General features: G+C 62.4%; 20 protein-coding genes. 12 read left to right on the forward strand and 8 right to left on the reverse strand.

The features are described from left to right. Positions 1–44 precede the first annotated feature (44 nt). A complete protein-coding gene (locus J1G35_RS18280) occupies positions 45–965 on the forward strand; it encodes a helix-turn-helix domain-containing GNAT family N-acetyltransferase (protein WP_223015651.1) in 921 nt (306 codons plus the stop codon). 208 nt (positions 966–1,173) lie between these two features. Here the strand turns inward: J1G35_RS18280 and J1G35_RS18285 are convergent, their stop codons facing one another. Both J1G35_RS18285 and J1G35_RS18290 read right to left on the reverse strand, forming a co-directional pair. Next, positions 1,174–2,577: an MFS transporter gene (locus J1G35_RS18285; protein WP_053128168.1), complete on the reverse strand. Its 1,404-nt coding sequence runs from the start codon at positions 2,575–2,577 to the stop codon at positions 1,174–1,176. 154 nt (positions 2,578–2,731) lie between these two features. Continuing rightward, positions 2,732–3,253: a GNAT family N-acetyltransferase gene (locus tag J1G35_RS18290; protein ID WP_223015652.1), complete on the reverse strand. Its 522-nt coding sequence runs from the start codon at positions 3,251–3,253 to the stop codon at positions 2,732–2,734. 324 nt (positions 3,254–3,577) lie between these two features. Between J1G35_RS18290 and proP the strand changes: the two genes are divergently transcribed. Both proP and J1G35_RS18300 read left to right on the forward strand, forming a co-directional pair. Continuing rightward, positions 3,578–5,080: a glycine betaine/L-proline transporter ProP gene (gene proP, locus J1G35_RS18295; RefSeq protein ID WP_053133830.1), complete on the forward strand. Its 1,503-nt coding sequence runs from the start codon at positions 3,578–3,580 to the stop codon at positions 5,078–5,080. Between the two features lie 52 nt (positions 5,081–5,132). After that, positions 5,133–5,639, forward strand: a complete 507-nt coding sequence (locus tag J1G35_RS18300) for a GAF domain-containing protein (protein WP_053133827.1) — start codon at positions 5,133–5,135, stop codon at positions 5,637–5,639. Here the strand turns inward: J1G35_RS18300 and J1G35_RS18305 are convergent. Next, a complete protein-coding gene (locus J1G35_RS18305; RefSeq protein ID WP_223015653.1) occupies positions 5,614–6,537 on the reverse strand; it encodes an AraC family transcriptional regulator in 924 nt (307 codons plus the stop codon). The two genes, J1G35_RS18300 and J1G35_RS18305, sit on opposite strands and share 26 nt — an antisense overlap. A gap of 165 nt (positions 6,538–6,702) precedes the next feature. Between J1G35_RS18305 and J1G35_RS18310 the strand changes: the two genes are divergently transcribed. Both J1G35_RS18310 and J1G35_RS18315 read left to right on the forward strand, forming a co-directional pair. Further along, positions 6,703–7,725, forward strand: coding sequence for an alpha/beta hydrolase (locus J1G35_RS18310; protein WP_223015654.1), 1,023 nt, complete (start codon positions 6,703–6,705; stop codon positions 7,723–7,725). A 320-nt stretch (positions 7,726–8,045) separates the two neighbouring features. Then, on the forward strand, positions 8,046–10,655 hold the full coding sequence (locus J1G35_RS18315; protein ID WP_223015655.1) for an EAL domain-containing protein: 2,610 nt from the start codon (positions 8,046–8,048) through the stop codon (positions 10,653–10,655). Here J1G35_RS18315 and J1G35_RS18320 read toward each other — a convergent pair. Next, positions 10,612–11,433: a helix-turn-helix transcriptional regulator gene (locus J1G35_RS18320; RefSeq protein WP_223015656.1), complete on the reverse strand. Its 822-nt coding sequence runs from the start codon at positions 11,431–11,433 to the stop codon at positions 10,612–10,614. The genes J1G35_RS18315 and J1G35_RS18320 overlap by 44 nt on opposite strands. A gap of 97 nt (positions 11,434–11,530) precedes the next feature. Here J1G35_RS18320 and J1G35_RS18325 point away from each other — a divergent pair, with 97 nt between their 5' ends. Continuing rightward, positions 11,531–12,742 (forward strand): MFS transporter, encoded by a 1,212-nt coding sequence (locus J1G35_RS18325; protein ID WP_223015657.1) that lies wholly within the window; start codon positions 11,531–11,533, stop codon positions 12,740–12,742. A gap of 109 nt (positions 12,743–12,851) precedes the next feature. Beyond that, on the forward strand, positions 12,852–14,027 hold the full coding sequence (locus J1G35_RS18330; protein ID WP_223015658.1) for a GGDEF domain-containing protein: 1,176 nt from the start codon (positions 12,852–12,854) through the stop codon (positions 14,025–14,027). Here the strand turns inward: J1G35_RS18330 and iolG are convergent. Next, a complete protein-coding gene (iolG, locus tag J1G35_RS18335) occupies positions 14,009–15,019 on the reverse strand; it encodes an inositol 2-dehydrogenase (RefSeq protein ID WP_223015659.1) in 1,011 nt (336 codons plus the stop codon). The genes J1G35_RS18330 and iolG overlap by 19 nt on opposite strands. Positions 15,020–15,055: 36 nt before the next feature. Continuing rightward, positions 15,056–16,081 carry a LacI family DNA-binding transcriptional regulator gene (locus J1G35_RS18340; protein ID WP_053133804.1) on the reverse strand — a complete coding sequence of 342 codons (1,026 nt, stop codon included), beginning with the start codon at positions 16,079–16,081 and terminating at the stop codon, positions 15,056–15,058. Between the two features lie 122 nt (positions 16,082–16,203). Here J1G35_RS18340 and J1G35_RS18345 point away from each other — a divergent pair, with 122 nt between their 5' ends. From J1G35_RS18345 to J1G35_RS18355, 3 genes are read left to right on the forward strand one after another with little or no spacing between them, the layout of a single operon-like run. Then, complete coding sequence (locus tag J1G35_RS18345) at positions 16,204–17,046, forward strand: SDR family oxidoreductase (protein ID WP_223015660.1); 843 nt, start codon at positions 16,204–16,206, stop codon at positions 17,044–17,046. Then, positions 17,046–18,179 carry a phytanoyl-CoA dioxygenase family protein gene (locus tag J1G35_RS18350; RefSeq protein WP_223015661.1) on the forward strand — a complete coding sequence of 378 codons (1,134 nt, stop codon included), beginning with the start codon at positions 17,046–17,048 and terminating at the stop codon, positions 18,177–18,179. Before J1G35_RS18345 ends, J1G35_RS18350 begins: the two co-directional genes overlap by 1 nt. Before the next feature lie 35 nt (positions 18,180–18,214). After that, positions 18,215–19,138 carry a sugar ABC transporter substrate-binding protein gene (locus J1G35_RS18355; protein ID WP_053133794.1) on the forward strand — a complete coding sequence of 308 codons (924 nt, stop codon included), beginning with the start codon at positions 18,215–18,217 and terminating at the stop codon, positions 19,136–19,138. 89 nt (positions 19,139–19,227) lie between these two features. Here J1G35_RS18355 and J1G35_RS18360 read toward each other — a convergent pair whose 3' ends face one another. Together J1G35_RS18360 and J1G35_RS18365 are read right to left on the reverse strand one after the other, a co-directional pair. Next, complete coding sequence (locus J1G35_RS18360; RefSeq protein WP_223015662.1) at positions 19,228–19,650, reverse strand: MAPEG family protein; 423 nt, start codon at positions 19,648–19,650, stop codon at positions 19,228–19,230. Continuing rightward, positions 19,643–19,948 (reverse strand): DUF2834 domain-containing protein, encoded by a 306-nt coding sequence (locus J1G35_RS18365; RefSeq protein ID WP_223015663.1) that lies wholly within the window; start codon positions 19,946–19,948, stop codon positions 19,643–19,645. Before J1G35_RS18365 ends, J1G35_RS18360 begins: the two co-directional genes overlap by 8 nt. Before the next feature lie 83 nt (positions 19,949–20,031). Here J1G35_RS18365 and J1G35_RS18370 point away from each other — a divergent pair, with 83 nt between their 5' ends. Continuing rightward, positions 20,032–20,817: a helix-turn-helix domain-containing protein gene (locus tag J1G35_RS18370; RefSeq protein ID WP_223015664.1), complete on the forward strand. Its 786-nt coding sequence runs from the start codon at positions 20,032–20,034 to the stop codon at positions 20,815–20,817. 56 nt (positions 20,818–20,873) lie between these two features. Next, complete coding sequence (locus J1G35_RS18375; protein ID WP_223015665.1) at positions 20,874–22,580, forward strand: amidase; 1,707 nt, start codon at positions 20,874–20,876, stop codon at positions 22,578–22,580. Positions 22,581–22,836 lie beyond the last annotated feature (256 nt).

Genomic DNA, 22,836 nt, shown 5'->3' on the forward strand with positions numbered 1-22,836 from the left:
AAGCAACAATATAATTGACTCAGGCAACCATTCGAGTATCCGCCATGTCCACTCCCCTGCTTGTGGAACGCGCCGGCATCGTGCGCGGCTTCAATCGCTTCTACACCCACCAGATCGGCGTGCTGCAGGAACACCTCTTGCACAGCGACTATTCCCTGACTGAAATTCGCGTGATGTACGAGCTGTCGTCCCGTGGCGACCTCACCAGCGCCGACCTGTGCCAGATGCTCAGCCTCGACGCGGGTTACCTGAGCCGCCTGACCAGTGGTTTCGAGAAAAACGGCCTGATCCAGAAAGTCCGCTCCGCCACCGACGCGCGCGCGGTGCAATTGCACCTCACCGATCTCGGCCGCGCGGTCCTGGCGCCCCTGGAACAGCAGACCCAGGATGAAGTCATCGCCCTGCTCGATGGCCTGCCCGAGCCCCAACAACAGCAACTGACCGACGCCATGCAACGCATCCAGGGGCTGCTGCAAGGCAGCGCGTCGAGCTACCTGTTGCGCGATCCACGACCTGGAGATATGGGACTGGTGGTGCAGCGACAATCCGCGCTGTACGCCCGCGAATACCAATGGAACTGGGAGTTTGAAGCGCTGGTGGCGGAGATCGTCGCCAAGTACCTGCGCGAGTTCGACCCGGCGCGGGAGCGCTGCTGGATCGCGGAGAAGGATGGCGAGGTGGTCGGCTCGGTGTTCGTTGTGCGCCATGACGATACAACCGCCAAGTTGCGCATGCTCTACGTGGATGCGAGTGCGCGGGGCCAGGGCATCGGCCAGCGCCTGGTGGACGAATGCCTGCGCTTTGCCCGCGATGCCGGTTACACCCGCATGATGCTGTGGACCATGAGCGCCTTGACCGATGCGCGCAAGCTCTATCAAAAGGCCGGTTTCGAGTTGGTGGAAGAGGAGCCGACCTTGAGTTTCGGCAAGCAATTGGTCAGCCAGACCTGGGCGCGCGCGTTGTAGAAAAGGCGCTTGAAGGAATGGGTATCGACACAACTTTATAGGTGATTCGAAAAACCTGTGGCGAGCGGGCTTGCCCCGCGTTGGGCTGCGCAGCAGCCCCAAAACCAGGCGCTGCGGTTTACCTGACAGAACACAGTGATCCTGATTGGGGCTGCTGCGCAGCCCAACGCGGGACAAGCCCGCTCGCCACAGAGGTAGTGGGTCTGGGTTACAGGTCAGTGATTTCCTTATGGCGCGGCACCAGCGTCTTCATCACGCTCCAGGCCACCAGGTACGCCAGCGCACAGATCGCGAACATGATCATGTAGCCGGTGTGGATGTCATTGATGGACTTGTAATAGTCGAACACCCAGCCGCCGATCTTGGTCATCACCACACCGCCGATACCGCCGGCCATGCCGCCAATGCCGACCACCGAGGCCACGGTTTTCTGCGGGAACATGTCCGACACGGTGGTGAAGATGTTGCACGACCACGCCTGGTGAGCCGAAGCACCCACGCCGATCAGCAATACCGGCACCCAGAAGCTGATGTAGCCCAACGGCTGCGCCAGCAACACCACCAACGGGAACAGCGCGATCACCAGCATGGCTTTCATGCGGCCGTCGTAAGGTGCGTCGCCACGGGCCATGAAGTAGCTGGGGAACCAGCCGCCGCCGATGCTGCCGACCATGGTCATGCTGTACAGCACGGCCAACGGCATGACGATATCGGCGCCTTTCATGCCGTATTGCGCCGACAGGTAGGTGGGCAGCCAGAACAGGAAGAACCACCACACGCCGTCGGTCATGAACTTGCCGAAGGCAAACGCCCAGGTCTGGCGGTAGGTGAGCAATTTGAACCACGAGACTTTCTTCGCCGCCGCACCCGCTGGGGCCGCAGTCAACGGCTGCACGCTCTGGTCGCTGCGGATATAGGCCAGCTCTTCGGCCGACAAGCGTTTTTGCTGCTCCGGCTTCTCATACACCGCCGCCCATACCGCCACCCACACAAAGCCCAGCATGCCGATGACCATAAAGGCCGCTTCCCAGCCCCACATCCCGGCGATCAGCGGCACACAGATTGGCGCCAGGATCGCACCGACGTTGGCGCCGGAGTTGAAGATCCCGGTGGCCAGCGAGCGTTCTTTCTTGGGGAAATATTCGGCGGTGGCCTTGATCGCAATCGGGAAATTACCCGCCTCGCCAATCGCCAGCACCGCACGGGACAACATGAAGCCGGCGATGGATACCGGAATCACCGCCAGGCCGATCGCACCGCTGATTGCTGCGATGCCCTCGCCCATCGGTACCGAGAACGCATGCATGATGGCGCCGGTGGACCAGATCGCAATCGCGATCACATAGGCCGCCTTGGTGCCGATCTTGTCGACGAACCGACCGGCGAACAGCATGGAGATCGCATACACAAACTGGAACACCGCCGCGATATTGGCGTAATCGGTGTTGCTCCAGCCAAATTGCGTCGACAACTGCGGCGCGAGCAGGCTGAGCACCTGACGGTCGAGGTAGTTGACGGTGGTCGCGAAAAACAACATCGCGCAGATGGTCCAGCGATAGTTGCCTACCGCCTGGCCAACACGCTGGGCGTGGATGGGCTCGATCAAGTTCATGGCATCACTTTTTATTTTTGTTAGGTAGGACATATGTAACGTCATATGTCGTCGTACAACTGTGGCTTTTATATCGGGCTACCTACCCGCTGTCAATCTGAAAGATTGCGGCTTTTGTGGGCTATCACATGGCTGTGAAAACTGTCAGGTGCGGCTAGGTTGTAGGACGACAAACACGCATGACAAGGCTCGGGGCTTTACCAGGCACATCGTCGAGCACACCGAACGGCTGCATGCCGACCTTCTCCAGCACGCGGATCGACGCCGCGTGGTCGGGCCGTACCAGGCCGAAGACTTCCGGTAAACCGAGGGTGTCAAACGCCAGCGCGAGGGCATCGCGTGCCAATTCAGTGGCGTAGCCCTGCCCCCAGGCCTCCACGGCAAAGCGGTAACCCAGGTTGATGCGCGGTTGCGTGAGGTAGTTGAGCGGCGCAATACCGCCGAAGCCGATGATGGAGTCCGGGGCTTGCTGATGGGCAATCGCCCACCAGCCATAGCCGTGGGTGACCCACTGTGCGATCCACTGGTCGAGCAGGCGTTGGGCAGCGGACAGACTGGGCATGGGGCCCGATGGATTGAAGAGGTTGGTCTGCGGGTCGCCGAAGATCGCGAACAATCGCTGCACGTCACCGGGTTGTGGTTGACGGTAGACAAGACGGGCGGCAGTGGCGGGCATCGGGATAAGTCCTCTTTAAACGTGTGGCGAGCGGGCTTGCCCCGCGTTGGGCCGCAAAGCGGCCCCAAAACCAAACACCGCATTTCTGTCTGAAGGAAAGCGGAGGCTCTATTGGGGCTGCTTCGCGGCCCAACGCGGGGCAAGCCCGCTCGCCACAAGAAGCCCGTTTGCCACGGGGTAGGTGCTCCGATTGCAGGCAAATTGCGCCCCAGGCAAAAAAACGTAAATAGCGGTGAATTATTTCGTGTCCGCTTGTATCTGAACTGACAGAGCGGTGCTATTGCAACGATGGCACCTCCCCTGTTCTGTTTTAGAGTGGTTCGCATGAAATTACGTAAGAAAAGCGTCAAACCCATCGGTTTGAAAGACATCACCATCGTCGACGACGCCAAGATGCGCAAGGCGATCACCGCCGCCGCACTGGGTAACGCCATGGAATGGTTCGACTTCGGCGTCTACGGGTTTGTCGCCTACGTCTTGGGCAAGGTGTTTTTCCCCGGTGCCTCCCCCAGCGTACAAATGATCGCCGCACTGGCGACCTTCTCCGTGCCGTTCCTGATTCGGCCCCTGGGCGGTCTGTTCTTCGGCGCCCTGGGGGATAAATACGGACGCCAGAAAGTCCTCGCAGCGACCATTGTGATCATGTCGCTGAGCACCTTCGCCATCGGCCTGATTCCTGGGTATGCCTCCATCGGCATCTGGGCACCGATCCTGTTGCTGCTGTGCAAAATGGCCCAGGGTTTCTCGGTGGGCGGTGAATACACCGGCGCCTCGATTTTCGTCGCCGAATACGCGCCGGACCGCAAGCGCGGCTTCCTTGGCAGCTGGCTGGACTTCGGCTCCATCGCCGGTTTTGTGCTGGGTGCCGGTGTAGTGGTGCTGATCTCCACGGTGCTCGGCGAGGCCGACTTCGAGGCCTGGGGCTGGCGCCTGCCGTTCTTCCTCGCCCTGCCCCTGGGCATGATCGGCCTGTACCTGCGCCACGCACTGGAAGAAACCCCGGCGTTCCAACAGCATGTCGACAAGCTCGAACAAGGCGACCGCGAAGGCCTGACCCACGGCCCCAAAGTATCCTTCAAGGAAATCGCCACCAAGCATTGGCGCAGCCTGCTGACCTGCATCGGCATTGTCGCGGCCACCAACGTGACGTACTACATGCTGCTCACGTACATGCCAAGCTACCTGTCCCATAACCTGCATTACCCTGAAAACAGCGGCGTGCTGATCATCATCGCGATCATGGTCGGCATGCTGTTCGTGCAGCCGTTCATTGGTTTTGTCAGCGACAAGATCGGCCGCAAGCCCTTCATCATCGCCGGCAGTATCGGTCTGCTGTTCCTGTCCATCCCCGCATTCATGCTGATTACCAGCGGCAAGACCGGCCTGATCTTCGGCGGCCTGTTGATCCTGGCAGTGGTGCTGAACTTCTTTATCGGCGTGATGGCTTCGACGTTGCCCGCGATGTTCCCCACCCACCTGCGCTACAGCGCGCTGGCCAGTGCCTTCAACGTCTCGGTGTTGATTGCCGGTGTCACCCCCACTGCTGTGGCCTGGCTGGTGGAGAGCACCAACGACCTGTACATGCCCGCCTACTACCTGATGGTATTTGCCGTGATCGGCCTGATCACCGGCCTGACCATGAAGGAAACCGCCAACAAACCCCTGCGCGGCGCCGCGCCGGCGGCTTCCGATATGGAAGAAGCCAAGGAACTGCTGCAGGAACATCACGACAATATCGAGCAGAAAATCGAAGACATCGACGCCGAGATTGCCGAGTTGGAAGCCAAGCGCCAGAATCTGGTCCAGCAGCATCCGCGTATCAATTAAGACCTGACCAAGCGTGGCGGCAAGGTCCGCCACGCCACTGGAGTGTTCAACCATGCTTGCAAGCTTCACCGATACACACTCGTTACTCAGCGCCGACGAACGCGCTGCCATCGCCGAAATCGAAGCCACCACCAGCATTCTGCAATTGGTCACCCGCCTGACCGGCATGCGCTTTGCCGGCATCGCCAAGTTCACCGACCTGGAATGGATCGTCTGCTCGGTGCACGACACCGCCGACATGGGCATTCACGTCGACGACGTGCTCGACCTGGAAACCACCCTCTGCAGCGAGTTCTGCATCAACCCGCAGACCCTGTTCATCCCGCAGGTCAGCGCCAATGGTCGTTTAGCCACCCGCCCGGTGGTCAAGCAATACGCCATCGAGAGCTACGCCGGCGCGCCGATCTTCCTGCCGGATGGTCGCCTGTTCGGCGCGCTGTGTGCGCTGGATTCCCGGGCGATGCTGTTTGACGACCCCAACCTGCCGGAAACCCTCAGCCTGTTTGCGCGGCTGATCGGCTGCATTTTCTACGCTAACTTGACGACAACGGATCAGTGACCAGCGCTTTGCCGCGCAGCATGGCCATATCGCGCTTGGGCGGCACACCAAACAGCCGGCTGTATTCGCGACTGAACTGCGACGGGCTTTCATAGCCGACCTTGAACGCCGCGCTGGACACGTCCCGATGCTCGTTCAACATCAAACGCCGCGCCTCGTTGAGGCGCAGCCATTTCTGATACTGCAACGGGCTCATCGCCGTCAGCTGGCGAAAGTGATGGTGAAAGGTCGCCGCGCTCATCTGCACGCGCGCGGCCAACTCCTCTACGCGGAGCGGCACGTCGTAATTGAGCTTGAGCCAGTCGATCGCCCGCGCAATCCGATAACCCTGCCCGTCCACAGAACAGATCTGGCGCAGTCGGCCGGCCTGGTCGCTCTGCAATAGTCGGAAGTGAATCTCACGCTGGATCAAGGGCGCGAGCACCGCTATCGATTCGGGCTCATCAAGCAATTCAACCAGGCGCGCAAAGGATGCGAGCATGGCGCCGGTCACGCCCCCAATCCCCACGCCTTTCATCACCGCCCGCTCCCGCGTTGGCGGCAACTCCCCCTGGGCGATCAGCTCGGCGAGGATGCGCAGGTCGAGCTTGAAGGTCAGGCCCAGGCACGGGCGGGTCGGGCTGGCAACCAGCACTTCGGAGTTGGCCGGTATATCCAGCGACGTGACCAAAAATCGCGCCGTGTCATACGGGTACCCTTCGCCGCCGACCCACAGCCGCTTCTCGCCCTGGGCAACCAGCACGATGCTCGGCTCGACCATGCACACCACGGGCGTCGCGGGCTGCTCACGCCGATAAAAGCCCAGGCCGGGGATGGGCATGGGGTAGTCGCCGGGTACGCCGACCCTTGAGCCGATGGCGTGGACCAGCACGTCCAGGGGCGTTTGGTTGATCTTCATAAAGAGCCCTTTTCTCTGATCGTTGGACTTTACCCCGACCGGCCCGCTTGCGTCCCCGGCAACCCGCCAGACTCAGAGGATCAGGCAAGTAATCCACTGGAACGCACTACAGAACCGTGGGCCACGTCGGGAAAATGTGCCGACCCCCTTCTCAAGGATCCACCCATGAAAAGCCTCTTGCTCACCCTGAGTCTGCTGGTGATTTCGTTCTCTTCTCTGGGAGCCGACATGTCCAACGGTGCAAACAACTTCTACACAAGCGACAAGGTGACCGTCGAAAAAGTCACCTTCAACAATCAATACGGCATGCCGGTGGCGGGCAACCTGTTCGTGCCCAAACAGCTCGCCCCGGCCTCGAAAAATGCCGCGCTGATCGTCGGCCACCCGATGGGCGCCGTCAAAGAACAGAGCGCCAACCTCTACGCCACCAAAATGGCCGAACAGGGCTTTGTCACCCTCTCGCTGGACCTGTCGTTCTGGGGCGAAAGCGCAGGCACACCACGCAATGCGGTGCTGCCCGACCTCTACGCCGAAGACTTCAGCGCCGCCGTGGACTTCCTCGGCACCCGGCCACTGGTCGACCGTGAGCGCATCGGCGTGATCGGCATCTGCGGCAGCGGCAGCTTTGCCATTGCGGCGGCAAAGATCGACCCTCGCCTCAAGGCCATTGCCACGGTCAGCATGTACGACATGGGCGCCGCCAACCGCAACGGCCTCAAGCACGGCATGACAGCGGAACAACGCCGGCAGGTGCTGGTGCAGGCGGCCAACCAGCGTTACGTGGAATTCCAGGGCGGCGAGACCCTCTACACCAGCGGCACGCCGCTCAAGCGGACCGGCAACCCGATTGGCGATGAGTTTTTCGATTTCTACCGCACACCGCGCGGCGAAGTCACACCGGCCGGCGCGTCGCCGCAGACCACCACCATGCCGACGCTGACCAGCAACGTGAAGTTCATGAACTTCTACCCGTTCAACGACATCGAGACGATTTCGCCTCGCCCGCTGTTGCTGATTGCCGGTGCCGATGCGCACTCCCTTGAGTTCAGCGAAGACGCCTACAACCGTGCCGCAGAGCCCAAGGAGCTGGTGATCATCCCGAATGCCGGCCATGTGGACCTCTACGACCGGGTCAATCTGATCCCCTTCGCCAAGCTCACCAGCTTCTTCAACAGTCACTTGAAGTGATCTCGATAGACCCTCATGCGCCAGGCCGGGGCATACTGAACGCCCAGCAGATAGCGTTGGGGTGCAAAGCGCCCCTGATGAAGACGAATGCCGTGTATCAGACACTTCTCTGCGTCTGGTTTTGGGGCTGCTACGCAGCCCAACGCGGGACAAGCCCGCTCGCCACAGGAAGCAGATGCAGGAGTGGAGCGGGTACGGCGACAGCGTTCCGGTGAAGCCGTGCTCCAGCGCGAATAACGCCCCCTGACAACCTAATTATTCGGCCCAGACAGCCGATACCCAGGCATATCCCTTACTTGCAGCGACGTCCTGCGGGAAATATGCCGAACTCTCTCGCCCCCATTGTGCGCAAGCTCTCCAATCGCACCAGCCTGTCGCTGGCACGTACATCGCTGTTCAATTTCGCGGCCTTGCTGGCCCTGGTCTTTGCCGCCGCCGCCTACTCCCTGGTTTACCTCGCGCACGAACTGGACCATTCGGAACAGGAGGAAAGCGCGTTTTATACCCGCAAAGCCGTGCAGTCCCTGGAAAAATCCCTGCGGGTGACCGTCAAGGACTACGCCTTCTGGAGCGATGCCTACAAGCACCTGCACATGAAGGTGGACACCGATTGGGCCTACGCGCGCGGCAATGTCGGGGCCACGTTGTATCAGGACTTCGGTTTTCAAGGCCTGTTTGTGGTCAACAACGACAATCGCACGGTTTACTCGGTGATCAAGGGCGAGCTGCAAAACATCGAACTCTCGCAGTGGCTCGACCAACCCCTGACCGAGATCATCGAGCAGGCGCGCGCAGGGGCTGAAAACGAAACACCGGTCACGGCCTTCATCAACGTACACGGCAGTCCCGCGCTGGTGGCCGCCGCCGCGATCACGCCAGGCACCGACCCCACGGTCGAGCCCGATGGCCGGCCAGCCTCGGTATTGATCTTCGTCGACGTCCTCAACAGCGCCAAACTGACGGCAATCGGCGATGAGTTCGGCGTGGGCAAGCTGCACGTCGCCACACCCGACGATATCGGCAATACCCTGGTTTTCCCCCTGGGCGATAACGGCGCCGCCGGCAGCCTGCACTGGGAACCTGCGCGACCCGGCCTGCGCTTGATGGGCGTAGGCCTGCCGCTGCTGGGGCTGGCCGCGCTGCTGGTGTGCCTGATGACCTGGGTGATTCTGCGCCGCGCCACTGCCGCCGCCCTCGCCCTGGATGCCAGCCACGCCTCACTGCTGGACAGCCAGAACGCCCTGGCGACCAGCGAAGCACGCTTTCGCGATGTGGTGGAGGCGAGTTCCGACTGGGTCTGGGAAATCGATGCCGGCTGGCGTTTTACCTACCTGTCGGAACGTTTCGAAAGCGTCACCGGCCTGGCCCGGCAAGCCTGGCTCGGCGCCGCGATGAGCGACCTGCTGGACACCGAAGCCGACCTGCTGTCGCAATGGTTGAGCACCCCGGGTCGGCGCGTGGACGTCAGTGTGCAGTGCCGCTATATCGATGCCCAGGGACAGGAGCGCACCACCCGGCTGTCGGCGCGGGAAATGCCCTGCGGCGGGTTTCGCGGCACGGCCACCGACGTGACCGAAGAAGTCGAATCCCGTCGGCGCATCGAATACCTGTCCGAACACGACGCCCTCACCGGGTTGCCCAATCGCACACGCCTGCAAGCCTTCCTGGACGGCAAACTGAAGACCCTGCCCAGCGCCGAACAACCGCTGGTGATGCTCAGCCTCGACCTGGACCGGTTCAAGCCGGTCAATGACCTGCTCGGCCACGCCGCCGGTGATCGGGTGCTCAATGAAGTATCCGCCCGCCTGGCCGCCTGCGTGCGCCACGGTGACCTGGTGGCCCGCGTCGGCGGCGATGAGTTTGTGTTGATCCTCAGCGAAGCCGGGACCCAGGACGAAGTCGAAAGCCTGTGCAGGCGCTTGATCGGGTCCATCGAGCAGGCGATCAAAATTGACGAACAAGAGGTGTTTATCAGCGCCAGTATCGGCATTGCCATGGCACCCAACGACGCCAGCGATGCCACCGAACTGCTGCGCTATGCCGATATTGCGCTGTATGAGGCCAAGGCTGCCGGGCGCAATACCTGGCGCTTTTACTCCGGGGAAATGAATACGCGGATCATCGAGCGGCGGCGCCTGGAGAGCGATCTGCGCTTTGCGATCAAGCACGCCGAACTGCGCCTGCACTTCCAACCGCGCTATCGCATTGCCGATGGACAGATGGTGGGGGCCGAAGCCCTGGTGCGCTGGCAGCATCCGGTGCGCGGCCTGATCGCGCCGGACACCTTTATTCCGATTGCCGAAGAGTCGGGGCTGATCCTGTCGCTGAGCGACTGGGTGCTCGAAACCGCGTGTGCCTGTGCGGCCCAGTGGCCGGACACGCTGTTCGTCTCGGTGAACCTGTCACCCACCGAGTTCAAGCGCGGCAACCTGGTGGAGCGCGTGCGTTACGCCCTGGACGCCTACGGCATCGACCCTGCGCGCCTGGAGCTGGAAATAACCGAAAGCGTCATGCTAGAGGACGCCGTCGGCGCACTTGAGGTGATGCGCACGCTCAAGCAACTGGGCATCCGCATTGCCATGGATGACTTCGGCACCGGCTATTCGTCCCTGAGCTACCTGCGTGCGTTCCCGTTCGACGGGTTGAAAATCGACCGCAGTTTCCTGACCCGGCTGGAGGAAAGTGCCGACGACAAGGCGATCATCCAAGCCATCGTCGGCCTGGGCCGCGCCCTGGCGCTGACGGTGACCGCCGAGGGCATTGAAACCGCCGAACACCTAGCCCTGCTCAAGGCGGTGGACTGTGAAGAGGGCCAAGGCTACTTCCTCAGCCGGCCGTTGGACCTCAACACCTTTAATGGCCTGCTGGACGCGTATAGCGACGGCGTCAGCGGAAAAAATGACTCGGCGTCTTGCCAAACTGTTTCTTGAACATGCTGGTAAAGGCGCTTGGGCTTTCGTAGCCCAGCTCCAGGGCCACGTCGATAATCTTCTGCCCCACCGCAATGCGCTCCAGCGCCAGCAGCAGCCGCGCCTGCTGGCGCCATTGGCCGAAGGTCATGCCGGTGTCCTTGCGGAACAGGCGCTGGATGGTTTTCTGGTCGAGGGCCAGGCGCTCGCTCCAATCCGCCACGGTGGAGGCATCGCCCGGGTCATCCTGCCACGCCAGGCAGATCTGGTTGATTCGCGGGTCGGCCGGCTGCGGCAGCGACAGCGGCAAGGCTGGCAACAGCGCGAGTTCGTCGAGGATCAAGTGCATGATGCGCGCATCCCGTGAGTCTTCGGCATACGGTGGTTTCAGACTCACCGAGGCCTTGATCAGCTCGCTCAGCAGCGGCGAAATACTCACCGCCTTGGTCTCGGTCGGCAGGTTGGGGAAACTGTCGGGGCGCACAAACACGCTGCGCATCTTCAACGCGCCCACACAGCGCAGCGAGTGCACCTGCCCGCAGGGCATCCAGAAGCCGCGATTGGGCGGCACCGTCCATTGGTTGTGCGCCGAATGCACCACCATCACGCCTTCGGTGGCGTAGAGTAATTGGTGCTTCTCGTGGCTGTGATCGGGGATCACCCAATTTTCTGGATAATCGGTGGCCGAACTGATGACGGCCAAGGCGCCCTCATCGATCTCCTGCAGAAATTTATCCAGTGATTTGATCATTTCGCCCTTTTTACGATGGTTGCCTCCCGAATTACGCGAGACAGGCATTCTTGGCGAATCTAGCATAAGCTCTGAAACAAATTGAAATGGGCAGCGAGCTTAAGTACTCGCTGCCCCAGTTCGCTGCCTTGTATGGAATGCCTGCATGTCGACCTTGACCGCATCACCTGCCGCCACATCGAGTCCGCCTCAAGTAAGCCCGTTAGTCATGCGTATCCTCGGCGCCTGCGCCCTGGCGCACCTGATCAATGACCTGATCCAGGCCGTATTGCCGTCGATCTACCCGATGCTCAAAGCCAATTATGGGCTGAGCTTTACCCAGGTCGGCCTGATCACCCTGACCTTCCAACTGACCGCCTCGCTGCTGCAACCCTGGATCGGCTACCACACCGACCGGCATCCCAAGCCGTGGCTGCTGCCGGCAGGCATGGTCTGCACCCTGGTGGGCATCCTGATGCTGGCGTTTGTCGGCAGCTTCCCGGCGATCCTGCTGGCGGCAGCCCTAGTGGGCGTCGGCTCATCGACCTTCCACCCGGAAACCTCGCGCGTCGCGCGCCTGGCCTCCGGCGGGCGCTATGGCCTGGCGCAATCGACCTTCCAGGTCGGCGGCAACACCGGCAGCGCGTTGGGGCCGTTGCTTGCGGCGGCGATCATCATTCCCTACGGCCAGGGCAACATCGCCTGGTTCGGGCTGTTTGCCGTGTTCGCGATCCTGGTGCTGTACGGCTTGAGCCGCTGGTACCGCAACCACCTCAACCTGTTCAAGCTCAAGCAAGGCGGCAAAGCCACCCACGGCTTGTCCAAAGGCCGCGTGACGTTTGCCCTGGTGGTGCTGGCGGTGCTGGTGTTCTCCAAGTACTTCTACATGACCAGCCTGACCAGCTACTTCACGTTCTACCTGATTGAAAAATTCCACCTGTCGGTATCGAGTTCGCAGATGTACCTGTTCCTGTTCCTCGGTGCGGTGGCCGTGGGCACCTTCGCGGGCGGACCGATCGGCGACAAGATCGGGCGCAAGAAGGTCATCTGGTTCTCGATCCTCGGCGCCGCGCCGTTCACCCTGGCCCTGCCCTACGTCGACCTGTTCTGGACGGCCGTGCTCAGCGTGGTGATCGGTTTTATCCTCGCCTCGGCGTTCTCGGCCATCGTGGTGTTCGCCCAGGAACTGGTGCCCGGCAACGTCGGCATGATCGCCGGGATATTCTTCGGCCTGATGTTCGGTTTCAGCGGTATCGGTGCGGCATTGCTCGGCCTGCTCGCCGACAGCCACGGCATCGAGTACGTCTACACACTGTGCTCATTCCTGCCGCTGGTGGGCATCCTGACGATACTGCTGCCGTCGACCAAAGGCGTCTAGACCGCCGATCATCGGATGGCTGTGTGCCATTATCCTTTGTGCTCTGAAAAACCTGCGTGTGCGCTTACAATCCCGGTCTAAACGCACACCCAGGCAGACCCGGCACGAAATGACGCTCGACCCTCCCACGATTTTGGCACTTACCGTTGCCCTGGCCGCCGCTGCCGCCCTGTACCTGGCCATCGAATGGCGCAGCGTACGCGAACCTTCGCTGCTGTTCTGGAGCGCCGGTTTCGCCATCATCACCGTCGGCTCCACCCTGGCCTTGCTGCGCATCAATGGCTACTTGCTCATCGGCATCTGGTTTGCCAACGGCTTGCTGATAGGTGCGCACTGCCTGTTTCTGCTCGGAGTCGCGCGCTTTACCCAGGTGCGGCTGTCACCGCTGTGGTGGCTGATGCTGGGAGTCTGGCTGGGCATGCTGATGCTTCCGACCGACCTGCCATGGTCCAAAGCCATGTTGGGCGTGCAGTCGTTGCTGGTGGCACTGCCGACCTTGCGCGCCAGTTTCCTGCTGCGACCCCATGGCAAATCGCTGAGCATCGGCGCGGTGCAACTGCGTTATGTGCTGCTGGTCCACGGGATTTTCTACCTGACCAAGGCACTGTCGGTGGTGATCCCCGGCACCTTGATCGACCTCGCCGCGTTCAAGGGCGAAATCATCCAGGTGTCCCTGGTGGAAGGCGCCATGGCGATCATGCTGATTGCGCTGTCGATGACCGGCTCCGAACGCTACCGCCGCGAACAGCAGATCGCCCGCCTCGCTGCCCGCGACCCGCTCACCGCCCTCTACAACCGCCGCGCCCTGGACCTGCGCGCGCCGCGCCTGCTGGCACAGGTGTCGGCGCAACAACCAGGCGCCCTGCTGCTGATCGACATCGACAACTTCAAGTCGGTCAACGACCTCCACGGCCATACCGCCGGCGACCGCGTGCTGATCGCCTTGAGCGAGATGATTCGCGCCGTCGTGCCCCGAGGCGCGCTGGCTGCGCGTTTGGGCGGTGATGAGTTTGTGATCCTGCTCAATCCGGCCTCGACCGAGCAGATCGTCGAACTGGGCAGCAGCCTGCGCGAGCAGTTTCAGCAACTGGCCGCGCAAACCTTCGCCACGCCCGCGCCCGTGACCCTGAGCATCGGCGCCACCCTGTTCGACCAGCCGCCGGCCAGCCTGGCGGCGTTGATCGAACTGGGCGATACCACGCTGTATGAGTCCAAGCGTGGCGGACGGGATAGCATTCGGTTGGTGGATCGGACGGGGTCTGGTTCCTACAGCGAAAGGTCGTAATTGACCGCCACACTGCGCCCCGTCCTCACCGACTCCAACGCACAATCCGCCAGATGCAGTGCATACAACCCATCGCGCACGCTGGTGGGCAGTGCCTGGCCGTTGTTCAGCGCATCGATAAACTGGGTCAGCTCATTGCGATAGGCATCCGCGTAACGCTCCAGAAAGAAGTGCTGCAACGGTTCCAGCGCTTCGGTGTGGTCGGCGCTCCAGTGGCGCAGGGTGCTGGGGCGATGGTTGTCGGTGAGCAGCACACCCAGCGCGCCGGACACCTCCACCCGCTGGTCGTAGCCGTACACCGCCTGGCGGCAGCAGTTGATATGGCATTGCTTGCCGGAGGCGGTGCGCAGCAGGACCATCACACTGTCGTAGTCGTCGATCTGTTCCAGGCTCGGGTCCACCAGGCGGCTGGCGATGGCGCTGACGTCCACCGGTTCCTCGCCGAGCAGGTGGCGGGCGGTGTCGAAGTCGTGGATGGTCATGTCGCGCAGGATGCCGCCGGAGTGTTCCAGGTAGTCGCGCGGGGCCAGGCCTGGGTCGCGGCTGGTGATGATCACTTGGCGCACTGCGCCGATCTGGCCGGCATCCAGGGCCTGGCGCAGGCGCAGCATGTCGGGGTCGAAGCGGCGATTAAAGCCGAGCATCACCTTGCCACCCTGGCGCTCCACGGCCTGGGCGGCGCTGCGGGCCTTGGCAATATCAAGGTCGATGGGCTTCTCGCACAGTACCGCCTTGCCCTCGGCGACCGCCGCCAACAGCAGGTCGATATGGGTGTCGGTAGGGGTGCCGATAACCACGGCGTCGATGTCTTTGCGCGTGAGGACAGCGGCGCAATCGTAGGCCGCCTCGCAGCCCAGTTGGCTGCTGAGCGCATCGACGCCTTCGCGCCAGGGATCGGCCACCAGCACCAGCGTGGCATTCGGGTGGGCGGCGACATTGGCGGCGTGGATCTTGGCGATGCGCCCGGCACCTAGGACGGCGATACGTAGCATGGTTGAACTCCTGATCTTGTTGTTTGGGGGGAGTGCTCAGTCCGGCAGGTTGAACGGGGTGACGATCTGCACCTGTGACGGTGCAATCGGCCCGGCCTTCCACAACCGGTGATATTGCAGGATGTGCAGGAACACGTGGCGGGCATCGATCTGCAGGTTGTGATCGATGATCGCGGCGATTTTTTCGTCCAGCAGCAGTTGGCGGTTTTCTTCGTCGAGGTCGTGGCCGATAAACACCTCCAGCGGGCGATCAAGGGCGGCGAAGGCATCGACAATCGCACGGTTGCCGCCGCCGACGCTGTACACCGCCTTGAGGTCGGGATGCTGTTGCAGCGCCTGGGTGACCCGCTCGAAGGTGCGCGGGTACACGCCATAGCCGCCGCTGACATCCAGCACCCGCAAGTGCGGGGCACGCCCGCGCAGCCAGGCACGAAAACCCATCTCGCGCTCTTCTTCGCCACGGAACAACTCACTGCCGATCACCACCGCCACGTCCTGGGGCAACGCCGGCAGCCAGCGTGACATCAGATAGGCGGCGGTCTGGCCGGCGGTGCGGTTGTCCATGCCGACGTAGCCGATACGCTCGCTTTGCGGCAAGTCCGTCACCAAGGTCACCACCGGGATGCCCGCTGCGATCAGATGCTTGACGGCCTGGTTCACCGCCGGTTCGTCGGCGGCCTTGAGCACCACGCCCTGGCTGCCGGTGTCGAGGCAGCGCAGCAACTGATCGTGCATGGCCTGGGGTTCGATTTCTTCGAACAGGTGAAAACGCGGGGCGATACGAAACGGGGCCAGGCTAGCCAGTTGCGCGGTGATCGCCGCCTGCACCGCGGCGCTGAAGCGCTGGGGCGTGTGCATGATCACGTCGACATGGAAGGTGCGCCCTACCGCCAGGCCGTTTTTTTCCTGGGACTCCAGCTCATCCAGCGCCTGCTCGATACGTCGACGGGTCTGGGCATGCACGCTGCCGCGCTGGTGCAGCACGCGGTCAACCGTGGCCTTGCTCACGCCCGCCTGGGTCGCGAGCTGCTTGATGGAGAAGTGTTTGGCGCGTTCGAGCATGGGTTTTGCCTGAGGTGTTTATGAGGTCTTTTTTGGGTATTACTGAGGTTTTGCAATGCTAGTCTCAGTTTTGTCCGGCGTCGAGCCGGGCAACCAAAACAACAACAATCCAGGAGAACCCCATGCCCCATGCCGACCTCGTCACCTCGTTCAGCGGCCAATATTTTGTCGTCACCGGCAGCACCCAGGGCCTGGGCGCCGCCGTGGCCCATACCCTGGCCCGACGTGGCGCCGCCGGGCTGATCATTTGCGGGCGCCGCCGCGCCCAGGGTGAAGAACAGGTGCGGCAATTGGCGCAGCTGGATTGCCAGGCGTTTTTTGTCGAAGCCGACCTGGAAAAGGTCGAGGACTGCCGCGCGATCATCGAGGCTGCCCGCACCCACTTCGGCACCTTGCATGGCCTGGTGAACTGCGCCGGGATGTCGGATCGCGGCACCATTGTCGATACCTCGCCGGAGTTGTTCGACCGGCTGATGGCGGTGAATGTGCGGGCGCCGTTTTTCCTCATGCAGGACGCCTTGAAGTTAATGATCAGCCAGGGCGTGGAAGGCGCCGTGGTGAATATCCAGAGCATCACCGGTCATGGCGGACAATCGTTCCTTTGCGCGTATGCGGCGTCCAAAGGTGCGCTGGCGATCCTGACCAAGAACGTGGCGTTCAGTGCGATGCGCAACCGTATCCGCGTCAACGGCCTGAACATCGGCTGGATGGACACCCCCCATGAAGATGAGATCCAGCGCCAGTACCACGGTGCCCAGGACGGTTGGCTGACTGAGGCTGAGCGCGCGCAGCCGTTCGGTCGCCTGCTCAAGCCCGAAGAGGTGGCGCAAAGCGTGGCGTTCCTGCTGTCGCGCGAGTCGGGAATGATGACCGGCTCGGTGATCGACCTGGAGCAAGGCGTGGTCGGCTGCACCGACAGCGGCAGCCCGCAGCCCTTCAAGGCCCTGAGCCTGGGGGGTGAGTGATGTCGGCATTTCCGAAAGCGCACGATGTACGCATTGAGGATTTCAGGCGGATTTGCGCACAACAAGCGCGTGCCGAGGACTATCCCCTGGCCGCTGAAGTGCTCAGCAACGTGCCGGTCTATCAGGCCCGCAACTTGCGCAACAGCGACCGCCACACGGTGATGAATGAACTGCACCGGTTGTTTCGTGACGGACCGGGCGTCATGGTGGTGCGTCGCGCCTATGAGGACCTGGAAGTGGTGGATCGCCACAGCCAGGTGTTTGAGGCGATCTTCGCCCATGAGGCCGCCCAAGGCGTGGCCGCCGACCACTTTGCCAAGGCCGGCAGTAACGGGCGTATCTGGAATTCACTGCAGAAGGCCGCGCTGCAGTCGCCGCAATCCTTTGTCGAGTATTACGCCAACCCGCTGCTGGGATTGATCGCCGAGGCGTGGCTGGGCCCGAGCTATCAGGTGACGGCGCAAGTGAACGTTGTGCACCCCGGAGGCCAGGCGCAACAGCCGCACCGTGATTATCACCTGGGCTTCCAGACCACGGATGTCGTGGAGCGCTTTCCCCTGCCCTTGCATGTGCTATCCCAGTACCTGACGTTGCAAGGCGCCGTGGCCCATTCGGAGATGCCGCTGGAAAGCGGCCCCACCCAGTTGCTGCCGTTTTCCCAGCAATACGCGCTGGGGTACCTGGCCTGGCGGCGCCCCGAGTTTATCGATCACTTCCAGCAGCACGCCGTGCAATTACCGCTGAACAAGGGCGACCTATTGTTCTTCAACCCGGCGCTGTTCCACGCCGCCGGCACCAACCGCACGGCAGACCACCAGCGCATGGCCAACCTGCTGCAAATATCCTCGGCCTTCGGCAAGCCCATGGAGGCCCTCGACCGCGACCGCATGATGCTGGCGGTCTACCCGGCCCTGCTGGCCAATACCGCCCTGGATGCCCAGGCGATTGCAGCGGTGGTGGCCTGCACCGCCGACGGCTATTCCTTCCCCACCAACCTCGACACCGACCCACCCTTGCAGGGCCTGGCGCCGCAAACCGGGCAACAGCTGATGCTGCAAGCCCTCGACGAACGCTGGGCGCACGCGGACTTCGCCGCCGCCGTGACGCAGCTGCGGGCCAAGCGCCAGGCGTAATGCTTTAACAACAACAAAAACAACGGAGCACAACCATGAAGAAGCAACTCCTTGCGGCACTCTTGACGCTCGCCATCACCCCCTGGGCGCTGGCCGATATACGTATCGGCGTGAGCATCGCCCAGGTCGACGACGTATTTCTCGCGCAAATGCGTGACTACATGGCCGCCCACGCCAAGGAACTGCCCGGCGTGACCCTGCAATTCGAAGACGCCCAGGGCGACGTGGTGCGTCAGCTTAACCAGGTGCAGAACTTCACCGCCCAGGGCATGGACGCGATCATCGTCAACGCCGTAGATACCGCCGCCACACAGAAAATGACCGTCAATGCGCAGCAAGCCAAGATCCCATTGGTGTACGTCAACCGCCGTCCCGAATTCAAGGAAGTGCCGCCGGGGGTGGGGTATGTCGGCTCGGATGAGATAAAGGCCGGCGAGATCCAGATGCGCTACCTGGCCGAGAAAATGGGTGGCAAGGGCAACCTTGCGATCATGCTCGGGCTGCTGTCCAACAACGCCACCCACAACCGTACACTGGGGGTCAAGAACGTGCTCAAGGACTATCCCGACATCAAGATCGTCGAGGAACAGAGCGCCGAATGGCAGCGCAGCAAGGCGATTGACCTGATGAACAATTGGATCGTGTCCGGGCGCAAAATCGACGCCGTGGCAGCGAATGCCGATGAAATGGCAATTGGCGCGGCCATGGCGATCAGCCAGGCCGGCATGCAACCGGGCAAGGATATTCTGGTGGCCGGCAGCGATGGCGGCGCGGCCGGTTTGGACGCAGTGAAGAAAGGCCAGTTGGTGGTGACGGCGTACCAGGACAACAAAGGGCAGGCAGTGGGCTCGATTGACCTGGCGGTGAAGATGGTCAAGAAACAGCCGTATGACGCTGAGCTGACCATTCCTTACCAGCAGATCACCAAGGACAACTACCAGGCATTCCTCAACCCATAAACGGTTGTCCTAATGCCAGTCAGTGAATCACCTTCGTTTAACTGAACGACGTTAGGGCTTGCCACAAAAACCGGGGGTGTCGCTGCGGTTCATCGCAATGCGTAAAGCACCATTGCACCCAGCCCGAACAGGCACGCCACCCCCAGCCCATACGCCAGCGTGCGCCACGGCTGCCATCGCGCCAGATACATCAGCGTATGGGCCATCCGCGCCAGGGTGAAACCGCCGAACAACCAGGCCGTGGGCGCACCGGCAGTGCCCAGCGCCATACACAAGCCGCCGAGCACGAAGAACATCGGGATATTCTCCAGGTCATTGGCCCAGGCCCTGGACGCCCGACTCACCTGGGGTAACTCCACGGGATGTGCAGCACGCTTGAAGACCGCCGCATCCTCACGGTTGGTGAACGCCAGCCCGCGAAGCCGGAAAAATCCCTGATAGCAGGAAATGCCAAACATCTTCAGGCACAGCACCAGCACGCACAGGACGTAGATGTGCAACAGCTCATTCATCCCGAAATCCCTTCAGCACGATGTAGAGCAACGGCCCCACCGAGACGAACACCGCCGTCAGCAAGAAGTACGGCAGTACCGACGCCAACGACCGCCGCCGCGACCGTGCATCCCGGTACATCCACACACAGGCCAGTACGGCCATCAGGTACAGGTCGATGACGACCTGCGCGGTGTCCGGGCGCGATATCAACTCTCGCCCGAAGGCCAGCAACGATTGCTCGGCCGTGAGCAGCGTGAACAGGGTGTACAGCGAAAAGCCCAGCAGAGCGGCGAGTGCCAGATAAGGTTTGTGCATGGTCTGTTCCTTGACGTGATCGAGGCCCACCCTAGTGATAAGGTTGCCCCCCTCGCAATGACCTCGGAGGTCATAGTCACGCCATGGATAACCCCGCTACTGCCGGCGAACATCTGCGCCAGCTACGCCGACAGGCTGGTCTGAGCCAACTTGACCTGGCCCTGATGACCGGCGTTTCCCAGCGCCACCTCAGTTGCCTCGAAACCGGCCGCGCCAAGCCGAGCCCAGGTACGTTGCATCACCTGCTCAGCGCGCTGGAAACACCGCTGGAGCAGTGCAACCGCGTGTTCCTCGCCGCCGGTTTTGCGCCCCGCTATACCGCTACCCCGCTCGCCTCCCCGGCCATGGCCGCAGTTCGCGAGGCGGTCAGCCATGTACTGCACGCCAACAATCCGGCCCCGGCGATCCTGCTGGGCAGCCATTGGGAAGTGCTGGCGGCGAATGCCAGCACCGGCGTGCTGTTGGGGCTGGTGGGGGTCGCGCCGCCAATGGAAGGCCTGAACCTGCTGACCACCTTGCTGCAACCCGGTGGCCTGGGCGACCACCTGATCAACGCCGAAGAAATCCGTACCCTGGCCTGGCAACGGGCAAGCCGCGAGGCGTTGGGCAATCCGGTATTGGCCGCTCTACTGGCGAGCTTGCCCGCCCCCGCCCACACAACACCACCGCCTGAAATGCCGCCGCTGGTGTTGACCCGCCTGCATTCCAGTCGGGGGGAGCTGAATTTCCTGTCCACCTTCACCACCTTCGGCATGCCCCAGGACATCACCCTCACCTCCCTGCGCATCGAACATCTGATTCCCGCTGACGACGTCACCTGGCAGGTGATGCGCGCCGCCTATGGGGAAAATGCCGCACTGGTTTTGTGAAATATCTGTACGTAGACTGCCGCCATACCTCAACTTAAGGCGGCGAAGAAAACGTCATGCAAGTTACCGAAGTCTCCATTGCCCAATTGCGCGCGGCGCTCGAATCCGGCCAGACCACGGCCGTTGAACTGGTCCAGGCTTACCTTGCGCGGATCGATGCCTACGACGGTCCGCAGACCGCTACCGCCCTCAACGCCGTCGTCGTGCGTAACCCCGAAGCCCTCAAGGAAGCCCAAGCCTCCGATGCACGCCGGGCCAAGGGCGAAACCTTGGGGCCATTGGATGGCATTCCCTACACCGCCAAGGACAGCTACCTGGTCAAAGGGCTGACGGCCGCCTCGGGCAGCCCGGCCTTTGCCAGCCTTGTCGCCCAGCGCGATGCGTTCACCATCGAGCGCCTGCGCGCCGGTGGCGCCATCTGCCTGGGCAAGACCAACATGCCGCCGATGGCCAATGGCGGCATGCAGCGCGGCGTGTATGGCCGCGCGGAAAGCCCGTATAACGCCGACTACCTCACCGCGCCGTTCGCCTCCGGTTCATCCAATGGTGCCGGCACCGCCACCGCCGCCAGCTTTGCCGCCTTCGGCCTGGCGGAAGAAACCTGGTCCAGCGGCCGTGGCCCGGCGTCCAACAATGGCCTGTGCGCCTACACCCCGTCCCGTGGGGTGATTTCCGTGCGCGGCAACTGGCCGTTGACCCCGACCATGGACGTGGTAGTTCCCTACGCCCGCACCATGGCCGACCTGCTGGAAGTGCTCGACGTGGTGGTGGCCGACGACCCGGACACCCGTGGCGACCTGTGGCGCCTGCAGCCGTGGGTGCCGATCCCCAGCGTCGCCTCGGTGCGCCCGGCGTCTTACGCTGAACTGGCGGTCAACACTGAAGCCCTGGCCGGTAAACGCTTCGGCGTGCCGCGCATGTACATCAACGCCGACCCCGAGGCCGGCACCAGCGAGAAGCCCGGCATCGGCGGCCCGACCGGGCAGAAAATCAACACCCGGGCCAGCGTGATCGACTTGTGGAAAGACGCACGCCAGGCCCTTGAAGCGGCCGGCGCAGAAGTCATCGAGGTGGATTTCCCGCTGGTGTCCAACTGCGAAGGCGACCGCCCCGGCGCGCCGACCGTGTTTACCCGTGGCCTGGTGTCCAAGGAATTCCTGCACGATGAACTGTGGGAGCTGTCGGCCTGGGCCTTCGATGATTTCCTGCGCGCCAACAACGATCCGGCCCTGAACCGCCTGGCCGATGTGGACGGGCCGAAGATCTTCCCCCACGACCCCGGCACCTTGCCCAACCGTGAAGACGACCTCGCAGCCGGCATGGACGAGTACGTGCGCATGGCCGAGCGCGGCATCACCCCGTGGAACGAGATCAGCACCGTCCCCGACGGCCTGCGCGGCCTGGAGCAAACCCGGCGGATCGACCTGGAAGACTGGATGGATAAGCTTGGCCTCGACGCGGTGCTGTTCCCCACCGTGGCCGATGTAGGCCCTGCGGATGCCGATGTGAACGAAGCCAGTGCGGACATTGCCTGGAGCAACGGTGTGTGGGTGGCCAACGGCAACCTCGCCATCCGCCACCTGGGCGTGCCTACCGTCACCGTGCCCATGGGCGTGATGGCGGACATCGGCATGCCGGTCGGGCTGACCTTCGCCGGGCGGGCCTACGAGGATTCAGCGTTGCTGCGGTTTGCGGCGGCGTATGAAGCCACCGGCAGCAAACGCCTGATCCCGCCGCGCACGCCGCCACTGGCGACACACTAACTGATTCACTGTGGGAGGGGGCCTGCTCCCGATGAGGGAGTGTCAGTTGATGCATCTGTGGCTGACCCACTGCCATCGGGAGCAAGCCCCCTCCCACATTTGGATTTGCATATATCAGGTAGATCTCGGTCTGCTTTTGCTCTGGATTTTTCGGCCTTGGAGCCAACTGGAGTTGGGCTGGTGTACTCGGTAAAAAATGTGGGAGGGGGCTTGCTCCCGATGAGGGAGTGTCAGTTGATGCATCTGTGGCTGAACT

It is taken from the genome of Pseudomonas sp. SH10-3B (genome assembly GCF_019891415.1).
Classification (GTDB): Bacteria; Pseudomonadota; Gammaproteobacteria; order Pseudomonadales; family Pseudomonadaceae; genus Aquipseudomonas.

Coding starts and splice junctions, on each gene's coding strand:
- J1G35_RS18280 (WP_223015651.1), top strand. CDS start 45: ATGTCCACTCCCCTGCTTGTGGAACGCGCCGGCATCGTGCGCGGCTTC.
- J1G35_RS18285 (WP_053128168.1), bottom strand. CDS start 2,577: ATGAACTTGATCGAGCCCATCCACGCCCAGCGTGTTGGCCAGGCGGTA.
- J1G35_RS18290 (WP_223015652.1), bottom strand. CDS start 3,253: ATGCCCGCCACTGCCGCCCGTCTTGTCTACCGTCAACCACAACCCGGT.
- proP (WP_053133830.1), top strand. CDS start 3,578: ATGAAATTACGTAAGAAAAGCGTCAAACCCATCGGTTTGAAAGACATC.
- J1G35_RS18300 (WP_053133827.1), top strand. CDS start 5,133: ATGCTTGCAAGCTTCACCGATACACACTCGTTACTCAGCGCCGACGAA.
- J1G35_RS18305 (WP_223015653.1), bottom strand. CDS start 6,537: ATGAAGATCAACCAAACGCCCCTGGACGTGCTGGTCCACGCCATCGGC.
- J1G35_RS18310 (WP_223015654.1), top strand. CDS start 6,703: ATGAAAAGCCTCTTGCTCACCCTGAGTCTGCTGGTGATTTCGTTCTCT.
- J1G35_RS18315 (WP_223015655.1), top strand. CDS start 8,046: ATGCCGAACTCTCTCGCCCCCATTGTGCGCAAGCTCTCCAATCGCACC.
- J1G35_RS18320 (WP_223015656.1), bottom strand. CDS start 11,433: ATGCCTGTCTCGCGTAATTCGGGAGGCAACCATCGTAAAAAGGGCGAA.
- J1G35_RS18325 (WP_223015657.1), top strand. CDS start 11,531: ATGTCGACCTTGACCGCATCACCTGCCGCCACATCGAGTCCGCCTCAA.
- J1G35_RS18330 (WP_223015658.1), top strand. CDS start 12,852: ATGACGCTCGACCCTCCCACGATTTTGGCACTTACCGTTGCCCTGGCC.
- iolG (WP_223015659.1), bottom strand. CDS start 15,019: ATGCTACGTATCGCCGTCCTAGGTGCCGGGCGCATCGCCAAGATCCAC.
- J1G35_RS18340 (WP_053133804.1), bottom strand. CDS start 16,081: ATGCTCGAACGCGCCAAACACTTCTCCATCAAGCAGCTCGCGACCCAG.
- J1G35_RS18345 (WP_223015660.1), top strand. CDS start 16,204: ATGCCCCATGCCGACCTCGTCACCTCGTTCAGCGGCCAATATTTTGTC.
- J1G35_RS18350 (WP_223015661.1), top strand. CDS start 17,046: ATGTCGGCATTTCCGAAAGCGCACGATGTACGCATTGAGGATTTCAGG.
- J1G35_RS18355 (WP_053133794.1), top strand. CDS start 18,215: ATGAAGAAGCAACTCCTTGCGGCACTCTTGACGCTCGCCATCACCCCC.
- J1G35_RS18360 (WP_223015662.1), bottom strand. CDS start 19,650: ATGAATGAGCTGTTGCACATCTACGTCCTGTGCGTGCTGGTGCTGTGC.
- J1G35_RS18365 (WP_223015663.1), bottom strand. CDS start 19,948: ATGCACAAACCTTATCTGGCACTCGCCGCTCTGCTGGGCTTTTCGCTG.
- J1G35_RS18370 (WP_223015664.1), top strand. CDS start 20,032: ATGGATAACCCCGCTACTGCCGGCGAACATCTGCGCCAGCTACGCCGA.
- J1G35_RS18375 (WP_223015665.1), top strand. CDS start 20,874: ATGCAAGTTACCGAAGTCTCCATTGCCCAATTGCGCGCGGCGCTCGAA.